Source organism: Actinoplanes regularis (genome assembly GCF_900188005.1).
GTDB lineage: Bacteria > Actinomycetota > Actinomycetes > Mycobacteriales > Micromonosporaceae > Actinoplanes > Actinoplanes regularis.
In genome coordinates this window covers 183,051-204,765 of record NZ_FZNR01000012.1, presented here as the reverse complement: position 1 = coordinate 204,765, position 21,715 = coordinate 183,051, and the positions used below count along the sequence as shown (strand labels likewise).

At 70.0% G+C, this 21,715-nt stretch carries 21 protein-coding genes; 9 read left to right on the top strand and 12 right to left on the bottom strand.

What is annotated here, in order from left to right:
* Positions 1 to 83: 83 nt before the first annotated feature.
* The gene (locus CHC09_RS28375; RefSeq protein WP_239138522.1) at positions 84 to 1,145 is read right to left on the bottom strand and encodes a D-alanyl-D-alanine carboxypeptidase family protein; all 1,062 of its coding nucleotides are present in this window, start codon (positions 1,143 to 1,145) and stop codon (positions 84 to 86) included.
* Positions 1,146 to 1,212: 67 nt separating this feature from the next.
* Positions 1,213 to 1,590 (bottom strand): hypothetical protein, encoded by a 378-nt coding sequence (locus CHC09_RS28370; RefSeq protein ID WP_089296272.1) that lies wholly within the window; start codon positions 1,588 to 1,590, stop codon positions 1,213 to 1,215.
* Positions 1,591 to 1,795: 205 nt separating this feature from the next.
* Between CHC09_RS28370 and CHC09_RS28365 the strand changes: the two genes are divergently transcribed.
* Positions 1,796 to 3,457 carry a phosphatidylglycerol lysyltransferase domain-containing protein gene (locus tag CHC09_RS28365; protein WP_239138523.1) on the top strand — a complete coding sequence of 554 codons (1,662 nt, stop codon included), beginning with the start codon at positions 1,796 to 1,798 and terminating at the stop codon, positions 3,455 to 3,457.
* A 23-nt stretch (positions 3,458 to 3,480) separates the two neighbouring features.
* On the opposite strand, the gene CHC09_RS28360 is transcribed toward CHC09_RS28365, so the two are convergent.
* Both CHC09_RS28360 and CHC09_RS28355 read right to left on the bottom strand, forming a co-directional pair.
* On the bottom strand, positions 3,481 to 4,362 hold the full coding sequence (locus CHC09_RS28360; protein WP_089296270.1) for an NAD(+)/NADH kinase: 882 nt from the start codon (positions 4,360 to 4,362) through the stop codon (positions 3,481 to 3,483).
* Positions 4,359 to 5,384, bottom strand: coding sequence for an SPFH domain-containing protein (locus CHC09_RS28355; protein WP_089296269.1), 1,026 nt, complete (start codon positions 5,382 to 5,384; stop codon positions 4,359 to 4,361). The genes CHC09_RS28360 and CHC09_RS28355 overlap by 4 nt, the downstream gene beginning before the upstream one ends.
* 60 nt (positions 5,385 to 5,444) lie before the next feature.
* Between CHC09_RS28355 and CHC09_RS28350 the strand changes: the two genes are divergently transcribed.
* Positions 5,445 to 6,113: an NUDIX hydrolase gene (locus tag CHC09_RS28350; RefSeq protein ID WP_089296268.1), complete on the top strand. Its 669-nt coding sequence runs from the start codon at positions 5,445 to 5,447 to the stop codon at positions 6,111 to 6,113.
* Between the two features lie 286 nt (positions 6,114 to 6,399).
* Here CHC09_RS28350 and CHC09_RS28345 read toward each other — a convergent pair whose 3' ends face one another.
* A complete protein-coding gene (locus CHC09_RS28345; RefSeq protein ID WP_089296267.1) occupies positions 6,400 to 6,915 on the bottom strand; it encodes a phospholipase in 516 nt (171 codons plus the stop codon).
* Between the two features lie 317 nt (positions 6,916 to 7,232).
* Between CHC09_RS28345 and CHC09_RS28340 the strand changes: the two genes are divergently transcribed.
* Together CHC09_RS28340 and CHC09_RS28335 are read left to right on the top strand one after the other, a co-directional pair.
* Complete coding sequence (locus CHC09_RS28340) at positions 7,233 to 8,498, top strand: DUF1996 domain-containing protein (protein WP_089296266.1); 1,266 nt, start codon at positions 7,233 to 7,235, stop codon at positions 8,496 to 8,498.
* 135 nt (positions 8,499 to 8,633) lie between these two features.
* Positions 8,634 to 9,827 (top strand): cytochrome P450, encoded by a 1,194-nt coding sequence (locus CHC09_RS28335; RefSeq protein WP_089296333.1) that lies wholly within the window; start codon positions 8,634 to 8,636, stop codon positions 9,825 to 9,827.
* Here the strand turns inward: CHC09_RS28335 and CHC09_RS28330 are convergent.
* Entirely contained in the window at positions 9,811 to 10,566 is a 756-nt protein-coding gene (locus CHC09_RS28330; RefSeq protein WP_089296265.1) for a TIGR03557 family F420-dependent LLM class oxidoreductase, read from the bottom strand. The two genes, CHC09_RS28335 and CHC09_RS28330, sit on opposite strands and share 17 nt — an antisense overlap.
* Positions 10,567 to 10,614: 48 nt before the next feature.
* A complete protein-coding gene (locus CHC09_RS28325; RefSeq protein ID WP_089296264.1) occupies positions 10,615 to 11,034 on the bottom strand; it encodes a nitroreductase family deazaflavin-dependent oxidoreductase in 420 nt (139 codons plus the stop codon).
* A gap of 157 nt (positions 11,035 to 11,191) precedes the next feature.
* Here CHC09_RS28325 and CHC09_RS28320 point away from each other — a divergent pair, with 157 nt between their 5' ends.
* The gene (locus CHC09_RS28320) at positions 11,192 to 11,461 is read left to right on the top strand and encodes a flagellar biosynthetic protein FliQ (protein WP_089296263.1); all 270 of its coding nucleotides are present in this window, start codon (positions 11,192 to 11,194) and stop codon (positions 11,459 to 11,461) included.
* Positions 11,462 to 11,485: 24 nt separating this feature from the next.
* Here CHC09_RS28320 and CHC09_RS28315 read toward each other — a convergent pair whose 3' ends face one another.
* A complete protein-coding gene (locus tag CHC09_RS28315; protein ID WP_143232623.1) occupies positions 11,486 to 13,000 on the bottom strand; it encodes a DUF6461 domain-containing protein in 1,515 nt (504 codons plus the stop codon).
* A 73-nt stretch (positions 13,001 to 13,073) separates the two neighbouring features.
* On the opposite strand from CHC09_RS28315, the gene CHC09_RS28310 reads away from it, so the two are divergent.
* Together CHC09_RS28310 and CHC09_RS28305 are read left to right on the top strand one after the other, a co-directional pair.
* Positions 13,074 to 13,976: an AEC family transporter gene (locus tag CHC09_RS28310; RefSeq protein WP_089296261.1), complete on the top strand. Its 903-nt coding sequence runs from the start codon at positions 13,074 to 13,076 to the stop codon at positions 13,974 to 13,976.
* A gap of 37 nt (positions 13,977 to 14,013) precedes the next feature.
* Complete coding sequence (locus CHC09_RS28305; protein ID WP_089296260.1) at positions 14,014 to 14,571, top strand: hypothetical protein; 558 nt, start codon at positions 14,014 to 14,016, stop codon at positions 14,569 to 14,571.
* Between the two features lie 11 nt (positions 14,572 to 14,582).
* On the opposite strand, the gene CHC09_RS28300 is transcribed toward CHC09_RS28305, so the two are convergent.
* Complete coding sequence (locus tag CHC09_RS28300) at positions 14,583 to 15,791, bottom strand: helix-turn-helix domain-containing protein (RefSeq protein WP_089296259.1); 1,209 nt, start codon at positions 15,789 to 15,791, stop codon at positions 14,583 to 14,585.
* Positions 15,792 to 16,239: 448 nt separating this feature from the next.
* On the opposite strand from CHC09_RS28300, the gene CHC09_RS28295 reads away from it, so the two are divergent.
* Positions 16,240 to 18,357 carry a galactose oxidase-like domain-containing protein gene (locus CHC09_RS28295; RefSeq protein ID WP_089296258.1) on the top strand — a complete coding sequence of 706 codons (2,118 nt, stop codon included), beginning with the start codon at positions 16,240 to 16,242 and terminating at the stop codon, positions 18,355 to 18,357.
* A gap of 232 nt (positions 18,358 to 18,589) precedes the next feature.
* Entirely contained in the window at positions 18,590 to 19,180 is a 591-nt protein-coding gene (locus CHC09_RS28290) for a biotin/lipoyl-containing protein (RefSeq protein ID WP_143232621.1), read from the top strand.
* Between the two features lie 208 nt (positions 19,181 to 19,388).
* Here the strand turns inward: CHC09_RS28290 and CHC09_RS28285 are convergent, their stop codons facing one another.
* Genes CHC09_RS28285 through CHC09_RS45470 form a run of 3 tightly spaced genes read right to left on the bottom strand, consistent with a single transcriptional unit; the run spans position 19,389 to position 21,685 of the window.
* Positions 19,389 to 20,600, bottom strand: coding sequence for a DUF6545 domain-containing protein (locus CHC09_RS28285; protein ID WP_089296256.1), 1,212 nt, complete (start codon positions 20,598 to 20,600; stop codon positions 19,389 to 19,391).
* A gap of 34 nt (positions 20,601 to 20,634) precedes the next feature.
* Positions 20,635 to 21,195, bottom strand: coding sequence for a hypothetical protein (locus CHC09_RS28280; RefSeq protein ID WP_089296255.1), 561 nt, complete (start codon positions 21,193 to 21,195; stop codon positions 20,635 to 20,637).
* A 37-nt stretch (positions 21,196 to 21,232) separates the two neighbouring features.
* Entirely contained in the window at positions 21,233 to 21,685 is a 453-nt protein-coding gene (locus CHC09_RS45470; protein ID WP_143232619.1) for a hypothetical protein, read from the bottom strand.
* Positions 21,686 to 21,715 lie beyond the last annotated feature (30 nt).

Here is a 21,715-nt window from a genome sequence, read left to right as displayed (position 1 = left end):
CGGGGCTTGGGCCGAAGGGCCTGGAGGCGGGACTCCGCCGGTCGTACCGCGAAATGGGTTTGAAAGGCCCGCGAAGCGGGGTCTCAGCTGCCGGAGATGGACCAGTGCCAGGCTTCCGCGGGGAAGTTGATCAGGCCGTACTCCTTGGCGTGGGCCTGCATCCATTTGAAGGCCACGGACTTCGACGTGATGGTCTTGCCGCCGGAGGTGATGTCGACGGCGAGGCCGAGTTCGTGCAGCGAGCGGCCGGGAATGGCGGTCGGGACGCGGCAGGACGACGAAGGTGCGGTCCAGACGTCCGGGCAGCCGTTGATCTTGCGGAGTTCGGCTTGGCGCTCCTTGGTCCGGAAACCGCCGCCGGAGATCTCGACGCCGTCGGCTTTCGCGTCGTCGATCATGCGCTTGAACGCGAAGGCGATGTTGCGGTGCACGGTGACGCCGTAGACCTTGGTGGTGTCGGTGTTCTTGAAGGCGGGCCGGACCTGCTCGACGACGTCCCTGCTGACCGCGGCGGCCTGGGTGGCCAGCGCCGCGGCGGTGGGCAGCGCGGTGATCGCGTTCTGGGTCTTCGCCACGGCCGCGGACTCCGCCGCCACCGCGGCGTCCGCCTTGGCGATGCGGGCGCGGGCGGCGCGGGAGGCCTTGCCTGCGGCGCTCAGCGCGGCGGCGGCGTTCTGCGCCTGGCTCTTACGGACGGTCACCGTCTTGGTGGCGGCGGTGACAGCCCGCTTCGCCCGGGCGATCGCTCTGGTGCGGGACTTCGACTTGCTCTTCGACACCGTGTTCAGGCCCTGCTTGGCGGTGTTCAGCGCCTTTCGCGCGGACGTGTAGCGCGCCTGTGCGTTGGCGTCGGCGATCGTCGCGGTCTTCAGCACGGCCCGGGTGCCGCGTTCCGCCTTCGCGGCCGCGGCGACCTCGGCGTTCGAGGCGCGGACCGCGGCCTGGTGGGTGGCGAGCGTGGTACGCATGGTGGCGAGCGTCGTGTCGTGCGTGAGACTGCGGTGCATCAGTCGCGTCCAGTTCGTCGCGACCTTGGGAACGGCGGCGTGAGCGGATGTGGGCAGGCCGATCGCTGATCCGGCGGCCGTCAGGGCGATGATCGCCGCGGCGGCGGAGCTCGGGAGAGTTCGCTGTCGTGTCGTCACCCGAAGACTGTGGAAGCCGCGGGTTCCCCGTTCCGGTCCTGTCCGGGACCGATCAGGTTGCTGACGGTCAGTTGGGCGCGAACAGGCCCTCGACGCCGACGATGATCGCGATCACACCGAAGATCGCGACAGCCAGGGCCCGGCCCGCCGGATCGGTCCCGCCGGGCGCCTCGAGGATCCGGCGGCCGGTGAACTTCTCCCAGCTCAGCAGCGCGCCGACGATCAGCCCGACGACCTCGAAATGCCAGATGTGCCCCTCGACCAGGTGCACGATGAAGAAGAAGCCGGCTGTGACCAGGGCGGCGATGCCGACCAGCCAGGACCAGGGAGCCACCCGGTCGGCGACGCGCGCCAGTCCGCCGCCGACGTTCGGCACCCGGCGCAGCAGCGGGATGGCCAGCAGCAGGCCGCCGAGGATGTTCGCGAGATCGAGCAGGAACGCCATGGCGCCGAGGGTACTGGGAGCGGTTCCAATCCGTTGGACGAGGTGCGGGTGCCGATGGGCGACAGATGTCATTGTCGCCGCTTGCCTCCGCTGCGCATGATTCAGGTGCGGCGAACGGGAGGCGACTATGACGGTCACTGCTGAACACGGATCCGAGATCCCCTTACCCCCGCGATGGGTACGACCTCCGTCGTCCCGCCGCGCCGTGGCCCGCCTCGTGCAGTTCGTCGGGGTGGTCAGTGCCTTCTTCTCGGTGCTCCCGCCGCACCGCCACCGCTACCTGCTGCTCGCCGACATGGTCCCGACGACCGGGCTGATCACCGCCCGGGCCGCCGCCGCCGTCGTCGGGGTCCTCCTGGTCTACCTCGGCGCCGGCCTGCGCCGCGGCAAGCACCGGGCCTGGCAGCTCGCGCTCGGGCTCTCGATGATCGCCGTCGTCCTGCACCTGCTCAAGGGCGGTCCGATCCCGATGGTGTTCGCCGGTGCGATCGTCGCGCTGCTGGTGGCCCGGCGCGACGAGTTCAACGCCGAAGGCGATCCGCGCAACCGCCCGCGGGCCCTGCGCGCCGCCGCCACGTTCCTGGGCGCCGGCTTCGTGCTGGGCTTCGCCGAGATCGGCCTGCGGGCGCCCGGTTCCGGCGTGCTGAACTGGGCCGAGCAGGCGCTGCTCGGCCTCCTCGGGGTCGCCGGCCCGGTGCACTTCGCCACCCCGCAGGCCGCGCTCACCGTCTCGATCACCACCGGCGCGTTCGGGCTGCTGGGGTTCGGCTCCGCCGCGCTCCTGCTGCTGCGCCCCAGCACGGGTGCCCCCGGTGACGGCGGGGACGATCATCGGGCCGAGCTGCGTTCGCTGCTCGACCGGCACGGTGACGGCGATTCGCTGGGCTACTTCGCGTTGCGCCGCGACAAACAGCTGGTCTGGGCGGCGTCCGGGCGGGCCGCGGTCGCCTACCGGGTCGTCAACGGGGTGAGCCTGGCCTCCGGCGACCCGCTCGGCCTGCCCTCGGAGTGGCCACTGGCGATCGGGCGCTGGCTCGCCGACTGCGCCCGGCACGGGTGGACGCCGGCCGTGCTGGCGTGCGGCACCGCGGGCGGCCGGGCATACCAGAAGGCCGGGCTCGACGTGATCGAGCTGGGCGACGAGGCGATCGTCGGCACGGGCGCCTTCACCCTGGACGGGCGGGCCATGCGCGGCGTCCGGCAGGCCGTCGCCCGGATGCGGCGGGCCGGCTACACCTGCACCGTCGCCCGGCAGCGCGACCTGCCCGCCGAGACTTTGGCCGAAGCGGTGGCCTGCGCGAACGCGCTGCGCGACGGCAAGGTGGAGCGGGGCTTCTCGATGGCGCTGTCCCGCCTCGGCGACCCGGACGACGGCGACTGCGTGCTCGTGCTCTGCCGCGACGCCGACGGTGCGCTGCGCGGCCTGCTGCAACTCGTGCCGTGGGGGCGGCGGGGGTTGTCGCTCGACCTCATGCGCGGCGATCGCACCGCGCCGAACGGGCTCACCGAGCTGATGGTCACCTCGGCGATCGCGTCGGCGGCCGAGTTCGGGGTGGACCGGATCTCGCTGAACTTCGCGGTGCTGCGGTCGGTCTTCGCCCGGGCGGAGGAGCTGGGGGCCGGGCCGGTCCTCCGGCTCTGGTGCCGGGTGCTGCGGGCGGCGTCGCGGCTGTGGCAGATCGAGTCGCTGTACCGGGCGAACGCGAAGTACCAGCCGGACTGGCAGCCACGCTTCCTCTGCTTCCCGTCGGCCCGGGACCTGCCGCGGATCGCCGTCGCCGCGCTCAGCGCGGAGTCGTTCCTGCCGGTGGCCGGAGCAGGTGGTCAGCGACAGCTTCGCGTGGACCAGCTCGCTCCGGCTTCCTGACAGGTCCAGCCGGTTCCTGTGCGCTAGACGAGGTGCAGGCGCCGGTCGGCGACCGTGATCCGCACCCGCTGGCCCCAGGACAACTCCAGGGCGTCGGACTCCAGGCCGTCGGCGAAGACGACGAGCCGTTCGCTCTCGCTGGTCAGCTCCAGCTGCCGGCCCGCGGCCAGCAGCCCATTCACGCACCGCACGCCGGTGGCCGGTGAGGGCCACGCCTCCCGTACGAACCAGCAGAGCGCCGGATCACCCGCAGCCGGCAGGGCGGGGGCGGACGCCCGGTCCCGGGCGATCGAGGCGCACCACCCGGTCGCCCCGGTGCCGGTGCCGACGATCAGGCCGGACGAGGACTGGCGCTCCCGTTCGCCGTCCGGGGTGGTGATCACGTAGCGGGCCGACTGGTGCCCGGCGTGTCCGACGTAGATCTCGTTGAGGCCGGAGAGTTCCTGCCCGTCGTCCAGGCGGGCCGTCACCATCGTGCGCTCCTGTCCGCGCGGACCGTCCCTGAGCAGCTTCCCGATCGAACCGGCGCGGTGCCGGACCAGCACACCGGCGTTGCGGCCCGGCTCCGGGTCGACGCCGATCACCGGCTGACCGTCCAGGTATTTCGCGACGTTCGCGACCAGGCCGTCCTGACCGACAGCGATCACGATGTCCTCGGGGGCGAAGAGGAAACGTGGCAGGTCCGTGCGCTCGACGCGACCGCGGCGCCAGTCGGCCGGGATCGCGCCGCCCACCTCGGTCAGGGCGGCCTGCTGTGCCTCGTGGCGCGCGGTGACCTCGTCGAGGTCGCGGCCGCGCTGCTCGAGGAAGTAGGCGGCGGCGCCGCGGGTGCCGTGCCGGGCGAGCAACTCGTCGAGCTCGCTGCGCCGCGACACGACGACCACGCGGGCGGTCAAAGTGCTCACGAACCGAGCCGCCCGAGCACCTTGCTGAGCAGGTCCGGGGTGACCGTCAGCTCACCGATCGCCGGGAGGTGCTGGGCCAGCTCCCGCAGCGCGAGCGCCTGCAGCACCTCGGGCGGCAGGTCCCGGTACGCCGCCAGCCGCGCGGCCTCGGCCTCCGCCTCGGCCAGCCCGACCACCCGGGCGCCGGCCGCCCGCGCCTCGTCACGCAGCCGTTCGGCGTCGGCCTGCGCGCTCGCGGCCAGCCGCGCCCGTTCGGCCTCGCCCCGCGCGGCGACGAGCTGCGACTCGGCGTCCAGCTCGGCGCCGCGGCGGGCGTTGGCACCGTGCTGCTCGACCAGGTGCTGCTCCCGCCGGGCCAGCTCGATCTTGCTCTGCAGCTCGTTCTCGGCGATCGTGCGCTCCTGCTGGACGGCCTGCGCCCGGCGCGCGTACGTGGCGCGGTCCGCGTCCTGCTGCACCTTCTCCCTGGTCGGGGTCTGCAGCGCCCGCTCGAGGTCCGGCTCCGGGCGGATCGCGACCACCCGGGCGCTGACCACGGTCACGCCGGTCTCGGCCAGCCGCGGGTCGGCGGCGAGGGTGTCGGCGACCGACTGGCGGACCGGGGCGATGCCGGTGGTCAGCGCCTCGGCCAGCGGGAGCCGGGCGAGCACGTCGAGGGCGGGCTGCTGGGCCAGCTCGGCCAGCAGTGTGGCGACCTGGTCGAGGGGCTGACCGTTCCACCGCCCCTGGTACGGGTCGATCGAGAAGTCCAGCCGGGACGCGGCGGCGGCCGGGTCGCTGACCCGGTAGGTCACGGTGGCCTGCACGGTCACGTCGGCGAAGTCCTCGGTGCGGGCGTGGAACAGCAGGGGCAGCTCGCGGTCGTCGACCGGCACCTCGGAGAGCACGGCGGTCAGCGGCCGGTACCAGAACGCGAGGCCGGTGCCGGAGCGCTTCGCATGGCCGGCGACGGTGTGGCTGACCCAGCTGGTCGGGGCGGAGCGCAGGTGGCGCAGGTGCAGGCGGCGTTTGATGTCGGCCATCGGAGGGTCCTTCCTTTTTCGTCATAGCGACGATAAACCCTTGGGGCTATTATCGTCAACATGACGCTTAATGTGGCGGCGGTCACGGTCGACCTGGTGCTGCTCACGATCCGGCAGGGCACGTTGCAGGTGCTGCTGGTCCGGCGCGGGATCGAGCCGTACCTGAGCCGGTGGGCGCTGCCCGGCGGCTTCGTCCACGACGACGAGGACCTCGACGCGGCGGCGATCCGGGAACTGCGCGAGGAGACCGGGGTGGACTCGTCCGCCGGACACCTCGAACAACTGGCGACCTACGGTGCGCCGGGGCGGGACCCGCGGGGGCGGGTGATCACCGTCGCCTACCTCGCGCTGCTGCCGGATCTGCCGGCCCCGGTGGCCGGCAGCGACGCGGCACACGCCGAGTGGCGCCCGGTGGACGAGCCGGAACTCGCCTTCGACCACGACCGGATCCTGGCCGACGGGGTCGAACGGGCGCGGGCCAAGCTCGAGTACACGCCGCTCGCGACGGCGTTCTGCGCCCGGGAGTTCACGGTGGCGGATCTGCGGGGAGTCTACGAGACGGTCTGGCGGACCAAGCTCGATCCGCGCAACTTCCACCGGAAGGTGACCACGGCGGAAGGGTTCGTCGAGCCGACCGGCCACAGTGTCACCCGCGACCGGGGGCGGCCGGCGCAGCTGTTCCGGCGGGGGCCGGCGACGCTGCTGCACCCGCCACTGCTGCGCCCGTGACCCGCCACGGTCCGCTGGTGCTGATGGTCGTGTCCCGGGTTACGGCGCTCAGGCTCAGCCGGGCCACGGCTTCGTAACAGGAGCGTCGATATGACTCTGGCGACCAGCCTCAGCAACCCACGTGCGTGAGTAAACGGTTGGTCGTACCCCCCCGGAGGGTAGGCGCGTCCGTGCCCGGCGGCCGGGCTGATGATCCGAAGTGGTCAGAGGCTTCTTCGTGCGAGCGCTGGAAACGCTGGAGCGGGTGGTCGGCGACATCTCGCCGGCCACCCGCTCCAGCGGTGGATCAGGACGCGGGCAGGAGCTTCGCGGCCTTGTCGATTTCCGCGGGGGTGACCTCCGCGGCCGAACCGAGTGCCTTGACGGCCTGGTAGTAGGTCCAGGCCAGGGAGGTGCAGGCCGGCCGTACGGCCGCCGCGTACGTGGCGCACTTGCGCTTGAGGTCCTCGTAGAACATCGAATCCAAGCGGCTCTTGTTGGCGTCGAACGCGCCGATCGCCTTGTAGTTGCGGTAGCCGAAGTCGTGCCGGTGGCAGGCGAGCTTGAAGTCGAAGCCGAGCGGGTTGTCCGGGCTCGACGAGCAGTAGTCGGTGCTCCAGTCAAAGACGTAGGCGGACCAGGCGCCCTGGTTCTGCCGGGCGGCGTTCCAGGAGTTGTAGCTGGTCACGCTGGTCTGGGTGAAGCTGGACAGGACGGCGGGCTTGTCGGCGGGAACGGCGAGCGCGGGGGACGCCAGGCCGGTGACGACGCCGGCGGTGACGGCGAGGACGAGCGCGGATCGGACAATACGGGAGGCGATCATCCAGGGGGCTCCTTGGTTCAGGGATGGGGAAACCTGGTTAACGATCGTTACGGATGGAAACGAGATTTTCATCAGCTTGTATCAATTGTTTCGTCGTGCTAGACGGCCCCTGGTCTACCTCGGCAGTCCGGGAACTGGGGTTCGCTCCCCACTTACCGGAACCTTCCGGCGAGCACGCCGTTGACCTGGGCGTTTGTTGATGGAACCGGTTTCGGCGCATTGACAGCAATTAACAGCGAGTTCACAGTGGCGGATAGGAGAGCGCTTTCTTGCAAAATCCCCTTTTCGTCCTCTGTGCCCGGAAAGGTTCGTCTCTCATGCAAAAACGTCCGCTTTTGGCCGGTGCGGTGGCTGCCGCGCTCGCCACCTACGTGCTGGTCGCCGCCACCGCGGCCAGCGCGGCCGACAGCCTGCTCTCGCAGGGCCGGACCGCGACCGCGTCGTCCACCGAGTCGGCCGCGTTCCCCGCCTCGAACGCCGTCGACGGCAACACCGGAACCCGCTGGTCCAGCGCGTTCAGCGATCCACAGTGGCTGCAGGTCGACCTCGGCGCGAGCGCCACGATCACCTCGGTCGTCCTGGACTGGGAGGCCGCGTACGCGAGATCCTTCACCGTCCAGGCCTCGGCCACCGGCAGTTCCTGGAGCACCCTCTACAGCACGACCACCGGCACAGGCGGGCGGCAGACGCTGACCGTCAACGGCACCGGGCGCTACGTGCGGGTGAACACCACGGTCCGGGCCACCCAGTGGGGCGTCTCGCTCAACGAGTTCCAGGTGTACGGCACCGGCGGCGGCACGACCACGCCGACGATCCCGCCCGGCGCCGTCCGGGTCGCGGAGTTCCTCGCCGACTGCCCGTTCACCCACCGGCTGCCCGACGACCCGATCGTCTTCCCGAACCTGCCGGGCGCCTCGCACATGCACAGCTTCTTCGGCAGCGAGGTGACCAACGCGTCCACCACGGTGAACGACCTGCTCAACGCGAACAGCAACTGCAACCCGTCGATCGACAAGTCGTCGTACTGGATCCCCACGCTGTACCGCGATGACGTGCCGGTCGAGCCGGTCACCGGAGTCTTCTACTACCTGGGCGAGGGCGTGTCGGACGCGCTCATCGCGCAGACCCAGCCGCTGCCGGTCGGGCTGCGGATCGTGGCCGGCAACGCCAAGGCGACCGGGCCGAACGACAACACGATCTCCCGCTGGTCCTGCCTGGCCGCCGGACAGGTGCCCCCGTCGCACGACTTCGTCAACTGTCCGCAGGGCGCGATGCTGGAGTCGTATCTGGACTTCCCGCACTGCTGGGACGGCAGGAACCTGGACTCGGCCGACCACAAGAGCCACATGGCGTACCCGGTCAACAACGCCTGCCCGGCCAGCCACCCGGTGGTGGTGCCGAAGCTGCGGCAGGTGATGCGTTACCCGATCACCGGCGACCCGAGCCACCTGCGGCTCGCCTCCGGCCCGGGATACACCATGCACGGCGACTTCTTCAACGCCTGGCCCGCCGACGAGATGGCCCGCCGGGTGAACGACTGCATCCGGATCATCGTCAAGTGCGGTGTCGACGGCCGTCCTTGATCGCTTTCACGGGGGCGGCGACCGCCGTCCCCGTGACCGGAGCCAGGCAGCGTCAGCCGAGCCGCGCAGCGCGGGCCTCCCCACGGTGCCCAAGGACGGCCGGTCGACATCGGCAGGCATGATGGTCCGATGGGGATGGACTATGAAACCGCGGTCGCGTCACTCTTCCAGCCCGAGGGGCGTCTCGATCCGTACCCCGCCTATGACGTGATCCGCGCGCACGCGCCGGTCTTCCCGGCCTTCGAGAATCAGTGGTTCATCACCACGCACGCCCTGGTCAGCCGCCTGCTGCGGGATCCCGGCCTGCGTGTCGCGGACGCCCGCGACTACGACCGCTCCTGGCCCGGCTGGCGGGAGAACCGGGGCGTCGCCTCGGTCGTACTGTCCATGTTGCAGACCAACCCGCCGGACCACTCCCGGGTGCGCCGCGCGGCCGCCGCCACCTTCACTCCCCGTCGGGTCGCCGCGATGCGCGACGTCATCACCGCCCAGGCCACCGAGCTGATCGACGAGATGCCGGCCGAGGCCGACTTCATGAGCGCCTTCGCCTATCCGCTGCCGATCGCGGTGATCTGCGCGCTGCTGGGCATCCCCGAGTCGGAGCGCCGCTGGTTCCGCCAGCGTGCTGCTGACCTGACCGTGGTCCTGGAGCCGATCAGCAGCGAGGAGGAGATGCGGCGCGCCGACAAGGCCGGCCGCGAGCTCGAGGCGTACTTCACCGGGCTGATCGCCGACCGCCGGCACACCCCGCGCGAGGATCTGACCAGCGCACTCGTCGCCGCGCAGGAGACGGTGCTGACCGGCGAGGAGTTGCTGGCGAACCTGGTGCTGCTGCTGGTCGCGGGCTTCGAGACCACGACGAACCTGCTCGGGTCCGGGCTGAAGATCCTGATGGACCACCCCGGCCAGGCTGACCGGTTGCGGTCGGACGCGGAGCTCGCGCCCGCCTTCGTCGAGGAGATTCTGCGGTACGACTCACCGGTGCAGCTGACCTCCCGCTTCACCGTCGGCCCGCTGGATCTGGACGGCGGGGTGTCGCTCCCCGCGGGCGCGATGCTGACCATGCTGCTCGGCTCGGCGAACCGGGACCCGGCGCGGTACCCCGACCCGCACCGGTTCGACCCGGACCGCCCGAACGTCCAGCCGGTCTCGTTCGGCGGTGGCGCCCACTACTGCCTGGGCGCACCGCTCGCCCGGCTCGAGGCGCAGGTCGCGTTCCCACTGCTGCTGAGGCGGCTGCCGGGGCTCGCGCCGGCGAGCGCGCCGGTTCGCCGGGATCGCCTGGTCCTGCGCGGTTTCGCCAGCCTGCCGATCACGAGCGGGGCTTGATCTGTTCGGCGAAGAAGTCCATGAAGCCGTCCGGATCCGGCCCGGCGTTCACCGCGACCAGGTGATCGAAGCCGGCCTCGGCATAGGTCTTCACCGCGTCCAGGTAGGGCTCCGGATCCGGACCGCAGGCGAATTTCTCCTGTACGTCCTCGACCCGCACGTTTCGTGACGCCGCGTCGAAGTTGGCCGGGTTGGGCAGCTCGGTCATCACCTTCCAGCCGCTCAGCGCCCAGCGGAACGTGCGGTGCGCCTCCCGCGCCGCGGAGTCCACGTCCGGCGCCCACGCCATCGCGATCTCCGCGTACTTCGGTCCCGTCCCGCCCTTGTCCTGGTACGCCGCGACCAGGTCCGGGCGGGGTTCCGTGGCGAACAGCCCGCCGCCGTGCGTGGCGGCGAGCCCGGCGGCGTCCGTGCCCCCGGCCGCGACCGCGATCACCGGCAGGGTGGCCGGCAGGTCGAAGACCCGCGCGTCCTCCACCTGCAGATACTTGCCCTGATACGACCGGTATCCGCCCCGCCAGAGCAGGTTGATGATGTCGAGCGCCTCCGCGAGCATCTCCTGCCGGCCCCGCACGTTCGGCCAGCCCTGCCCCACGACGTGCTCGTTCAGGCGTTCCCCGGAACCGACGCCGAGCGTGAAACGTCCGTCGGAGAGGATCGCGAGCGTCGCGGCGGCCTGCGCGATGATCGCCGGGTGGTACCGGATGCTCGGGCAGGTGACCCCGGTGGCCAGGCCGATCCGCTCGGTGCGTAGGTCCCGCCTTCCCGGCCGCCCGGCGGATAAACGTCAGGCGCGTTCGAGCACGACCACCGGGATCTCGCGATCGGTCTTCGTCTGGTACTCGTCGTAGTCGGGCCAGACCTCGATCATCTTCGCCCACATCGCCGGTTTCTCGGCGGGCGTCGCGACCCGCGCCGTCGCCGGGAAACGGTCACCCTTGATCTGCACCTCGACCTGTGGGTTCGCGCTCAGGTTGACGAACCACGCCGGCGGGGCCGTGGCACCGCCCTTGGACGCGACGACCAGGTAGGCGCCGTTGTGCTCGCGGAAGATCAGCGCGTGCGACCGCTGCTCGCCGGAGCGGCGTCCCTCGGTGAAGAGGATCAGGATCTCGGTCCCGTTGCGCCAGCGATACCCCTCCTCGCCGTCGGTCTCCAGGTACCGCGCGACGTGCGGGTCGCCATGCAAATCGATCACAGAAACCATTCCGCCAACGTACCGCCGTCGCGATCGCCGCGCCCGGAAGATGGACGCGCGACAGCCGAGGGGGCCACTTGAGGAATCCCGGCCGGTCAACCGAACGGCAACCTGGGTGCGACCGGTCTGCACTCCGTGGCCCCGGGAATCGCCCGAACTGAGGGGCATGACGGACACGATGGTGGTTGAGCTGGGACTGCAGGCGATGACGATCTCGGCGAAGATGGCCGCGCCGATCCTGCTGACCGCGCTGGCGATCGGGTTCGCGATCTCGTTGTTCCAGTCGGTGACCCAGATCCAGGAGGCGACGCTCTCGTTCGTGCCGAAGGCGATCGGGATCGGCGTGATGCTGCTGCTCTGCGGCAACTGGATGCTGCACGAGATGATGACGTTCACCGTGCAGCTCTTCGACCACGTGCCGAAGCTGCTCAGCTGAGCCCGGCCCCCGGGAATCGGACGTTCAGCAGAATCGGTCGCGGAGCTCGCTGACCAGATCCTCGGGCCGGCCCTCGAAGGTCTCCAGCGCCGTGAGGAACGTGTCGGCGAGCGCTCGGGCCGGATCCGGGTTGGTCGTGTTGAAGATCGTGATCACCGCCATCGGCGCGCGATCGATGCGTTCCCGCAGCTCGGCGCGCTGCGCCTCGGTGAGGCGGTTCTCCAGCTGATCCAGGGGCAGCCCGGTCGCGGCGGTCACCAGCGCGGCCGCGGAGATCAGCCGGAACACCGCGCGGCGGTCCGGGAACGGCAGGGGATCACCCCGCTCCAGCGCCTCCAGGGCCGGCCGGGCCCAGTCGAGCTCGGCCAGGCCGGCGACCTCGAAAGCCCGCCGGGCCAGCCAGCGCGTCACCGTCCGCTGCTTCGCCGGATCCCACGCGGCGAACTGCTTGGCCACCGCCGCGTACGCCGGGGAGGTGGTTGCGGACAGCCGGACCGAGCCCGCGGCCGGGCTCGCGGATTTTTTGGGCGGCAGGTACCGCAGGGCGTGCAGGGCGCAGCGGCGCAGGACGACGGCCTGCAGGCTGTGGTCGCTGTCCCGGATCGCGTACGCCGTCCCGAATCGCCTCGCCGGATCCTCCGTGTCCCGGGTGAAAGCCGCGGCGGCGATGTCCTGGACCGCGTTCAACGCCTGAGCCGTCGCGGGCAGCCGCAGGTGCAGCTCCTGAAGCCCGGTGCGCAGATCCGGCGACGGCGGGTCATCCGTGTCGAGGGCGGCGAGGACCGCCTGGATCACCGGATCGTCGGCCAGCCCGGCGTCCTCGGCGATCAGGCGGGTCCGGAACGCCACCATCGCCGGCACGTTCTCCGGGATCGGCGCGGAGAGCATCCGCCTTACGAACGGGTGTTCGAGCGCGGCCAGCCCGCGGCCGGCCTCCGGGACGAGATCGTCCGGGACCAGGGTCAGGATCACCCCGGGCAGGTCCTGCTCCATCAGGTCGAGCGGCAGCCGTACGCCGGTGATCCGCTCGGCGAGGGCGAGCCCGGCCGCCTCCGGGATGATGTCGTCCTCGTGCCCGAACGGCAGCCCGCTCAGCAGTGCGTCGAGCAGCTCCGGGTTCGGTCCGGTCCGCCGCTCCGGCCGGAGCTGGTCGATCACCACCTGCGTCCGGTCCTCGCTGACGTAGGTGAACTCGGAGCGCCCGGTCACGGTGCGCAGCACGCTCAGCGCCGTGCCGTCCCCGGCCGCCGCCGCCCGGCGCAGCACCTCGGGACGGCAACCCTGGTAGCCGTTGATCTCGATGCCCACCCGCCAGTCGCCGACGCCGCCGATGACCAGGGTGGCGGGCTCGTCGCCGTGCGCGAAGCCGTCGAGAATCTGCGCGAGCTCCGCCTGCGGCATCCGTTTCGCGGGGTCGCCACCGAAGGCGGTGATCAGCGTGGCGTCGTCGAGGCCGCGGACGAAGGTCAGGCAGAACGCCTCGCCCCAATCCGCGTCCACCAGCATCCGGTCGTAGTACTCCGCCGCCTCGTCGCCCACCCGGTCACCGTACGGTCCGGTTCCGGGCCCCGGAGTCGATTCCATCGAGCCTCGCTCGTTAGCGTTGTCGATCATGTTCGCGGCGTTCTCCGGCTTCCTGCTGATCGCCGTCGTCGTGCTGACCGGGTGGGGGCTGCGTCGCTGGGGCGGCCTGCCGGAGAACGCCGAGACGGTGCTTGCCCGGCTGGTCTGGCTGGTGCTCAACCCCTGCCTGCTGTTCACCGCGGTGGCCCGCGCCGATGTCTCGGTCCTGTTCAGCGATCCGCTGCTGGTCTCCGCGGGCGCCGCGTTGATCTGCTTCGTACTTCATCCGCTGCTCGTTCGAGGCGGCGGGGTGATGGGCTCGCTGGCCGCCGGATACGTCAACGCGAACTACATCGGCATCCCGATCGCCACCTACGTCCTCGGCGACGCCACCCGGGTCATTCCGATCATCGTGCTGCAACTGCTGATCGTCACGCCGGTGGCGCTGACGCTGCTGGAACTCGCCACCACCGGGCGCACCTCACTACGCGCCACCATGACCGCTCCACTGCGCAACCCGATGATCGTGGCGACTCTGTTCGGTGCCGTGGTCGCGGTGACCGGCCTGCGACTGCCGTCGATCCTGCTCGATCCCTTGGTGACGATCGGTCACGCGGCCGTACCGCTGGTGCTGATCGCCTTCGGTATGTCGCTCTCCGGCCGCCGGGTCCTCGAGCCCGGCCCGGAACGGGCCGCGACAATCGCGGCGGTCGCCCTGAAAACCACGGCGATGCCGCTGATCGCGTTCCTGCTGGCGACCGCCCTGCGATTACCCAGAATTGAGGTGTACGACGTGACGGTGCTGGCCGCGCTGCCCACCGCACAAAACGTCTACCTGTACGGTCAGCGGTTCGGCACCGGTCTGATTCTGGCCCGCGACACCATCTTCCTCACCACCGCGGCGTGCGTACCGGTCCTCCTATCGGTGGCATTTCTGTTCGCCTTTTGGTGAATAGGCAGCCCCTCCCGGCCTGTGAAAACATTTTTCCGTGACCGTACGCCGGATGCCGCTCCAGGAGATCCTCGCTACGTACCGGCCGCCGGTCGGCGGCGACACCTGGAAAGAAGCGATACCCGACCTGCTCGCCGACCCCGACGACGCCCGGATCGTCGAGTTGCTGCGCGCCGAGCTGACCCGGCACGGTGACTTCCGGGAGCCGATCGTGGTCGAGCCACAGGACCGGGACATCCTCAACGGTCTGCACCGGATCGCCGCCGCGGTGCTGCACGAGCACGACGGGCTGGACGTCACCGACACCTTCGACGACCTGCCGCCGCGACGGCGGGTCGTGGTCGTGCTCGCGGCCGGCGCGGTGAACTCGACGGTCGTCGACCGGCTCACCAAGATCCTCTGGTCGTTCCCGTTCGCCGGGGGCTGGACGAACTGCGACCTGATGTTTCCCGGCGACGCCGAGGTGACCGGCTGGTGGCACTGCCCCGAGGGGCTCGACGCCGCCCTCGGCGACGAACTGGTCGTCCGGGCCGCGGACGAGGGGATCCGGCTGAGGCTGATCTCGGTCACCGACGTGGACGAGGCCGCCGCCTGACCCGGGGCGCCTCAGCCGACCTGCAGGCGACCGCAGAAGGCGCGCAGCTCGCCGCCGCCGGCGATCCGGCGGGAACGTTCGAGCAGGGCGCGGGCCGTCTCCCGGACCAGTGACGACGTGTGGACGTGCTGCGGGGCCACCCGCTCGGCGACCAGCAGCAGGCGGATCGCCTCGCGGTCGCGGTCACGCAGCCGGGCCAGTGCCCGCGCGGTGTCGGTGTAGAAGAAGACCTGGCGGAATCCGATGGGGAGCGCCGCCGGGTCGGTGTCGCGAGCGATGGACGCGGCGAGGCCGGGATCGTCGCCGTCGGTCTCGATGCCGATCCGCCAGATGTTGACGTTGGTGGGCCCGAAGAAGAGGCCCAGGGTGGTGGTCTCGCCCGTGCGGCCGGCCAGCGCCGCGGCCTCGTCGGACCAGGCCCGGCTGTCGTCGGGGCGTTTGCGGCCGCGGCTGGCGTAGGCGCAGTTGAGCTGCAGCGAACCGATCATCTCCGGGGCGCCGGGGCGGGCCGCGTGCGGGCGCAGGGCGTCGACGGCCCGTTCGGCGAGCAGGTATCCCCGGTCGTACGATCCGCAGGCGTTCGCCGCGCAGGCCCGGGCGTAGGCGGCGTACCCCAGCAGGACCGGATCTTCGGCCGCCTCGGCGACGTCCCGGCAGCGCTCCGCGCCCAGCCAGGACTCGGCCGGATGGCCGAGGTTGCGCAGCACCGATGAGGCGATGAACGTGACGTCGCAGAGCAGCCGCAGGGCCTCGGCGCGGTCGGTGCCGGTGTGGACCGCGGCGTGCAGGCCGCGCAGCAGCGGCGGGAGCAGCCGGCCCGCGCCGGCATAGTCACAGGCCTGGCGCAGCGTGTCGAGCAGCGCGACCGTCCGGGCCAGTTCGGCCAGCGGCGGGCCCTCGGACGGCCCCGGCGCGGACAGATCGAGGTCGACCAGAGCCCGGCGGACGGCGTTGACCGCGGCGTGGGCGGCGACCGCGTCCCGGTCGCCGGCCGGAACCGCGGTCCCGGCGAGCTCGGCGGGCGAGCAGTCCAGGGCGGTGGCCAGGTCGGCGAGCATGAACCGGTTGTCGGCGGCCTGCAGGCCACGCTCGATCCGGCTCCAGGTGGCGTGCGAGACGCCGGCGCGGCTGGCGGCGTACCGGATACTCCAGCCGCGCCGCAGGCGGCGGTCCCGGATCCGGTCACCGACGGTCGGGTCGGCGGTGGGTCGAGGCGTCATGCTCCTGACGTTAGGACGGGCCTGTGCCAACGGTGGTACAGGCCCGTACCGGCCAGGAGGTTCCCGCCGACCCGCATCCGTGCAGTGTGCCGCGCCTGTATCGCAGGTGATGACTTTGCCGGGGTCCTGGCCCAGGGGGTCACGGAAATGCGTCTCGGCGCGGCCTGGAGGACATCGACCAAGTGGGATGCAAATCACCGCGGCGGGCCGAGGTGCCAAATTGAAGCGCGACTTGGCGAGGGGCTACGGTGACCTTTCCGATCACATGAGACAGACGATTCCGCGGTGACCCGTATCTGAGCTTGCCTAAAAATAATTTCGCCGATCCGTGAACAGGAAATGAACGGCACGGACGGGTGTGTCTTCAGCGTGCCCGCGGGACCGAAAAGGGTTCCGACAGGTCATTGAAAGTAATCGACGATTAACCTCCGTGAAAGGAACTTCTGGAATGCGTACGCGTCGCGGCCTCGGCGCCTTCGGGCTGTTGTCCGCCTTGCTCCTGTTCGCCACGGCTGCCACCGGCCCAGCCGTCGCAGCCGGCAATGCCGGGCACCCGCGGGTCGGTGACCACGTCCACGAACACACGCACGCCGAGGCCCACGGGCATGACGACTCACCCGAGCACGCGGCCCAGGACCTGGTGGGTACGCCGATGCGGGTCATCGAACAGCGGACCGCCGGGAACGCGGAGCGGCTCCGGCGCGCGACCGGGGTGCGCCCCGGATCGGCGCGTACCAAGGCGGCCCTGGTCACCGACCCGGGGCGGTCGGGGTCGTGGAGCCCGGTCGTCGACACGCCCGTCGTTCCGGTATTCCAGGCGGTACTGCCGAACGGCAAGGTACTGATCTGGGACTCGGTCGGCGACAATGCCGCCGAGACCTATCCGGACCACAGCTTCACGCGCGCGATGGTGTGGAATCCGGCGGACAACACGTACAAGCGGGTCGACCTACAAGGGTCCAACCTCTTCTGCGCGGGATTCGCGCATCTCGGCAACGGAAACATTCTGGTTGCCGGTGGAAACGCCAACGCGGCACTCGACGGCACGGTCCGGACCTACGTCTTCGATTGGCGGACAGAAACGTGGACGCGCGGTAACGACATGGCCGCCGCGCGCTGGTATCCCTCGGTCGCGGAAACGGCGAACGGTGAGGAGGTGATCATCGGCGGAGGCCCCGCGACCGCCGAGGTCTACCAGACCGACGGCGCCATCCGGGCGCTCAACGGCTTCACCCAGTACAGCGCCCGCATCTATCCGTTCCTGGGCTCTCGCCCGGACACCCAGCTCGGGCTCTTCGGGCCGTACGACGCCGGATACACCATCAACACCGCCGGCGACGGTGTGATCACGGCGACCAGCACCCGCGACGGGCTCGCCCGGGAGTACGGGAGCTTCGCCACGTACGACATCGGCAAGACCATCGTCGTCGGGGGCGGAAAGATCACCGAGGGCGGTGTCGCCAACGTACCCACCCGGACCGCAGTCGTCGTGGACAGCAAGACCGGGCAGAACCTGTCCGTCGCCTCGACCGGATCCCTGGCGACCGGACGGCGGCAACTCAACGCGACCCTGCTCGCCGACGGCTCGGTGCTGGCGACCGGCGGCATGACCAGTGCGGCAACCTCGGACCTCGTCGACCTGAACCACGCCGCGACGGCGGCGGAACGCTGGGATCCGGTGACCGGCCGCTGGACGCTGCTCGCGAGCGCCAGCCGCATCCGGCAGTATCACTCGACGGCCTCGCTGTTGCCGGACGGCCGGGTGATGACCGGCGGCGGCGGAATCTGCGGCGCCTGCATGGACGCCGGATACCTCGAGAAGAACATCGAGTACTTCACCCCGCCGTACCTTTACAAGCAGGACGGCAGTGGTCAGCCGGCGGCGCGGCCGGTCGTCTCCGCGGCGCCGACGGGCATCGACATCAACACGAAGTTCACGATCTCCTCGCCGCAGGCGGCGAACATCGAGAAGGTCGCGCTGGTTGGGCTGAGCGACGTGACCCACGGTGTGGACCAGGGGCAGCGCTACGTACCGTTGACCTTCTCGGCCTCCGGCACGACGCTGACGGTCACCGGCCCGCCGACCGGTGGGGTGGCGCCGCCCGGCTTCTACATGCTCTTCGTCGTGGACGCCGACGGTGTCCCGTCGGTCGCCAAGATCGTTCAGGTCGCCAAGAGCCCCAACCCGGTGATGAGTCCCGTCAGGAACAGCACCGGCCGGTGTGTCGACGTACCGGCGGCCACCACGGCGATCCGCACCAACCTGCAGACGTACACCTGCAACAGCACCAAGGCGCAGGCGTTGACGCGGCTGCCCGACGACGACTCGCTGCGCGTGCTCGGCAACTGCGCCGACGTGCCGGGAAGGAACTTCGCGGCGGGCCAGCAGATCTGGACCTACACCTGCGACAGCTCCGAAGCGCAGACCTGGCAGTTCGGCCCGGACGCGACAATCAGGCCGACCGCGAATCCGGCGCTGTGCCTCGCCGCGGACTCGCCGGAGGAGTTCGCGCCGATCAGGCTCGCGACGTGTGACGGCAACGCGCTCCAGAAATGGGAGTGGTAGGCGGGGCTCCTCCCGACGCCCGGGCCGTGGCCATCCCGGTGGCCATTGCCCGGGCGTCGGCAAAGTCGTCAGATGATGCCGAGTAGTGCCAGAGGGTGGGTGCTGTCGCGGCTGGGCAGGGCGGGCTACCGGAGCTCGAGGACTACCGCCCCTGACGCCCGCTCATCGGCACGATCATGCGGCCACGCACAGTCGATTCCGCGGTCGGCCCTGCTTGCTCCATACTTCGCCCGTGCAGATCATCAGCTCGGTGTGGCGGATGGGGCTGCCCGTCATCGCGGTCGCGTGCAGCGCTCTGTTCCTGGTGGCGGTAGTCCGTTCCCAAGGAAGGCCTGCGCCGGTGTCGCGTGCTGGGGGAGTGTTCGCCGTACTCGTCTGGCTGAAGCTTGCTGGTGAGGCTGCCCTGGGGGACCAGCGTCCGGTATTCGAACGGCAGTGGAAAGGCGCCGCGGCCGCACTTCTCGCGGTCGCGGCTGCCGTTCACCTATGGCAGCGTTACCACCGGCGAGATCCCGCACCGTCAGAACCCGTTTCGGCTGCGCAGGATCGGCCGGCACCTATAACCTCCGCAGCGCACCAGGTCACGATGCCGGCGCTCGGGGAGGACGTCATCGAGGCGACGGTGAGCCGGTGGCTCAAACAGGTCGGCGACCGGATCGCGGCGGGTGAGCCGCTGGTGGAAATCTCGACCGGCAAGGTCGCCTTTGAGGTTCCCGCCGATACCTCCGGCCATCTGCGCGAGATCAGGATCCCGGCGGGGACGACCGTACCGGCCGGAAGCGTCATCGCTTTGATCGAGCCATCCGTCGCAGTCCCATCATGAGGCGAACACGATTCCTGTTCGTGAAACTCACCAGGACAGCAAACCGGAACGCCAAGGATTGTGACGCCTCGTAGCGATCACCTCGCGGCAGCTGGAGACTTGGCGGTCGCTCCGATGCCACCCGGAGAGCTGACCACTTCTGCCGCGCCCACATCTAGATTTACCTGCAAAAATACCCGCTGCGATGGTATCTAGCGGCGGGTATTTGTCATGGTTGTCGGGCCGATCGGGGTGTAGCTACCCTCGGCCAACTCCAGCAACGCGGTCTCGGCCGCTTCGGTGTCAACGCCTTGCCGACCGCGATCTGCCACCCGATCTCGGCCTCCCGCGGACCGCTCGGCAGATATCGCAGCGGTGGGTTGGCAGGGGGGTGCCCGGTTCGGTGAGCCAGCATGGCGCCGACGATCGTAGCCGCGTCGGCGATCGCTTCGGCCCGGGGCGCCGGCAGGCCGGAGTCGTGTGCCTTGCGGTAGGCCTCCTGCCAGAGTGTCAGTTCGTAGTGATTGCGGAGCCGGGTCAAGCCGTCGATGTTCTCTTGACGCCTCCGGATCAAACGTTCGGCGGGGGAGAAGCGTCGGTCATCCAGCACCGCTCCGTCCCGGCTGGCGGCGACGACCTGCCAGAGCGGCCGCAATGCCCGGTACGTGCGGCGCGCTTGGAGAGTCGGCCCCAGGTAGAGAATGGCGGTGGCGAGCAGGAGTGTCGCCACGACGCACAGCAACATCAGAACGCCGATTTGGCGCTCCACGCCCGGCAGCGGGTGACCGGCCGTCTGCGCAAGCATGTAGGCGAGCTGGTAAGCCACGTAACCGAGGCCCAGAAGACCAGCCCACGAGTGCAGCGTCAAACCCCATCGGGTGGGCCCGCTGGACTCCTGACGGGCATAGGCGCGGTACCCACGCCACATGTTGGCGAATATGATGGTGAACCAGATAATTCGCAGCATATTGAATGCAGCCAACGTGGGATAACGCGCATAATTCGGTGCGAAATCCACCATCTCTACGGTGTGCACCTCGGCCGGCGCGGCAATGAACAGCATCGTCCGGACAACGACGATGATCAGGCAGGCGGTCCACCAGCGCCGCACGGTACGGCGGGTTCCGTCGGCCTCGGCGGTTCGCCCGCGCCGCCGATGGTCAGGCACGCCGGCACTGGCCACCAGGATGGTTTGACCAGCCGTCAGGCACACGATGCCGATGAGGCTGTTGAGGAGCAGGCTCACGTTGGCCGACAGTTGGTCGATCGCGGCTATCACCGGTGGTAACAGCAGCGTGAAAATGGTGGCGACGGACGCCTGAGCGATGGCGTACTCGCGAAGCACCAAGGACCTGGAGCGGTCCGCGAACAGCGCAACCACCTTGATCGCCGCCAGGATGTAACAGCCCGCGGCCGCCATCGCGATGAACGCGACGGTCATCAGGGAATCCGCTCCTCGGTGCGGCGGCGTTCGGTCATTGATCGGTCCATCGGCTTCGCGGCTCGATGCCACGTCGGATGCCTTGCAGGGTGGGACTGATCTCAGCCCGGCGCAACCGCTCGACCCGGTTGGCCATGAACGTCGCGAACCATTCCGCCTCGACCTCTCGGGGGTCGTCGAACGATGTACGGCACAGGCCGCGCCCACCCTGCACACCGACCGCCACGAACTGCCCGGCGCGCTCGGCTTCCGGCGTAGCGCTCTCCAGCGGCCGGTGTGGGTGGCCCAGCAGATGGTGCCCGAGTTCATGCAGGATGATCAGTTGTTGACTCCACTCGGGAACGGTGGCGTCGTAGCACACGACGAACGAACTTTCCTTCTCGTCGTCGGTCACCGGCAGGGAGACCCCGCTGATTTCCGGTGGTAGGTCGTAGAGCGGGTGCAGCACGATACGCCGACCCGTGTGCGCGGCGACGACATCGACGAGGCGGTCGATGGTGAAGGGTGTCGGCAAGACCACCGATTCGACCAAGTCGCGAATGCGCTTGTCCGGAGTCTCGGTGCGGCGGCGAAGTGTCCGCCAGAAACTTCGCATCGCGTGTGGCTCCCTCGAGGTCCGAACCGCCGAAGCGTCAGGAATATGGCCGTCTGACGGGACTGTCGGGTGGTAGTTCAGTAGCAAGGTCCCATTTACGAATTTGGTCCGCGAGGTCCCGCAGATACGACAGCCCTCTCGGGGACAACTCACCCGCACGCAGGAGCAGAGCTGCAACGTCGGGATTGCTGACCGCCTTGATGATCGGGTTGGGCTCGATGGCGGGAGCGCCGGCCGATCGATAGAAGTAGCCCGGAGGCAGGTCGAAATGCGCCTCCAGGCCACGAACGACATCGGAGCCGACGTTCTGCCGTTTGCCGCTGCGAATCTGGCCGAGGTACTGAGCGGTGACGCGAATGCCCGCGGCCCGAAGGGCTTCGGCCACCGCTATGTCACTCGTTCCCGTCTTGGAGTAGAGGACGTTGAGCGGGGCGGCGAAAATCCCCGGCGGCTCCGACTCGCAACGGTCATCATCCGGGCCTGTATCCACCGAGCCTCCTTCCGACATGCTGATCATAGA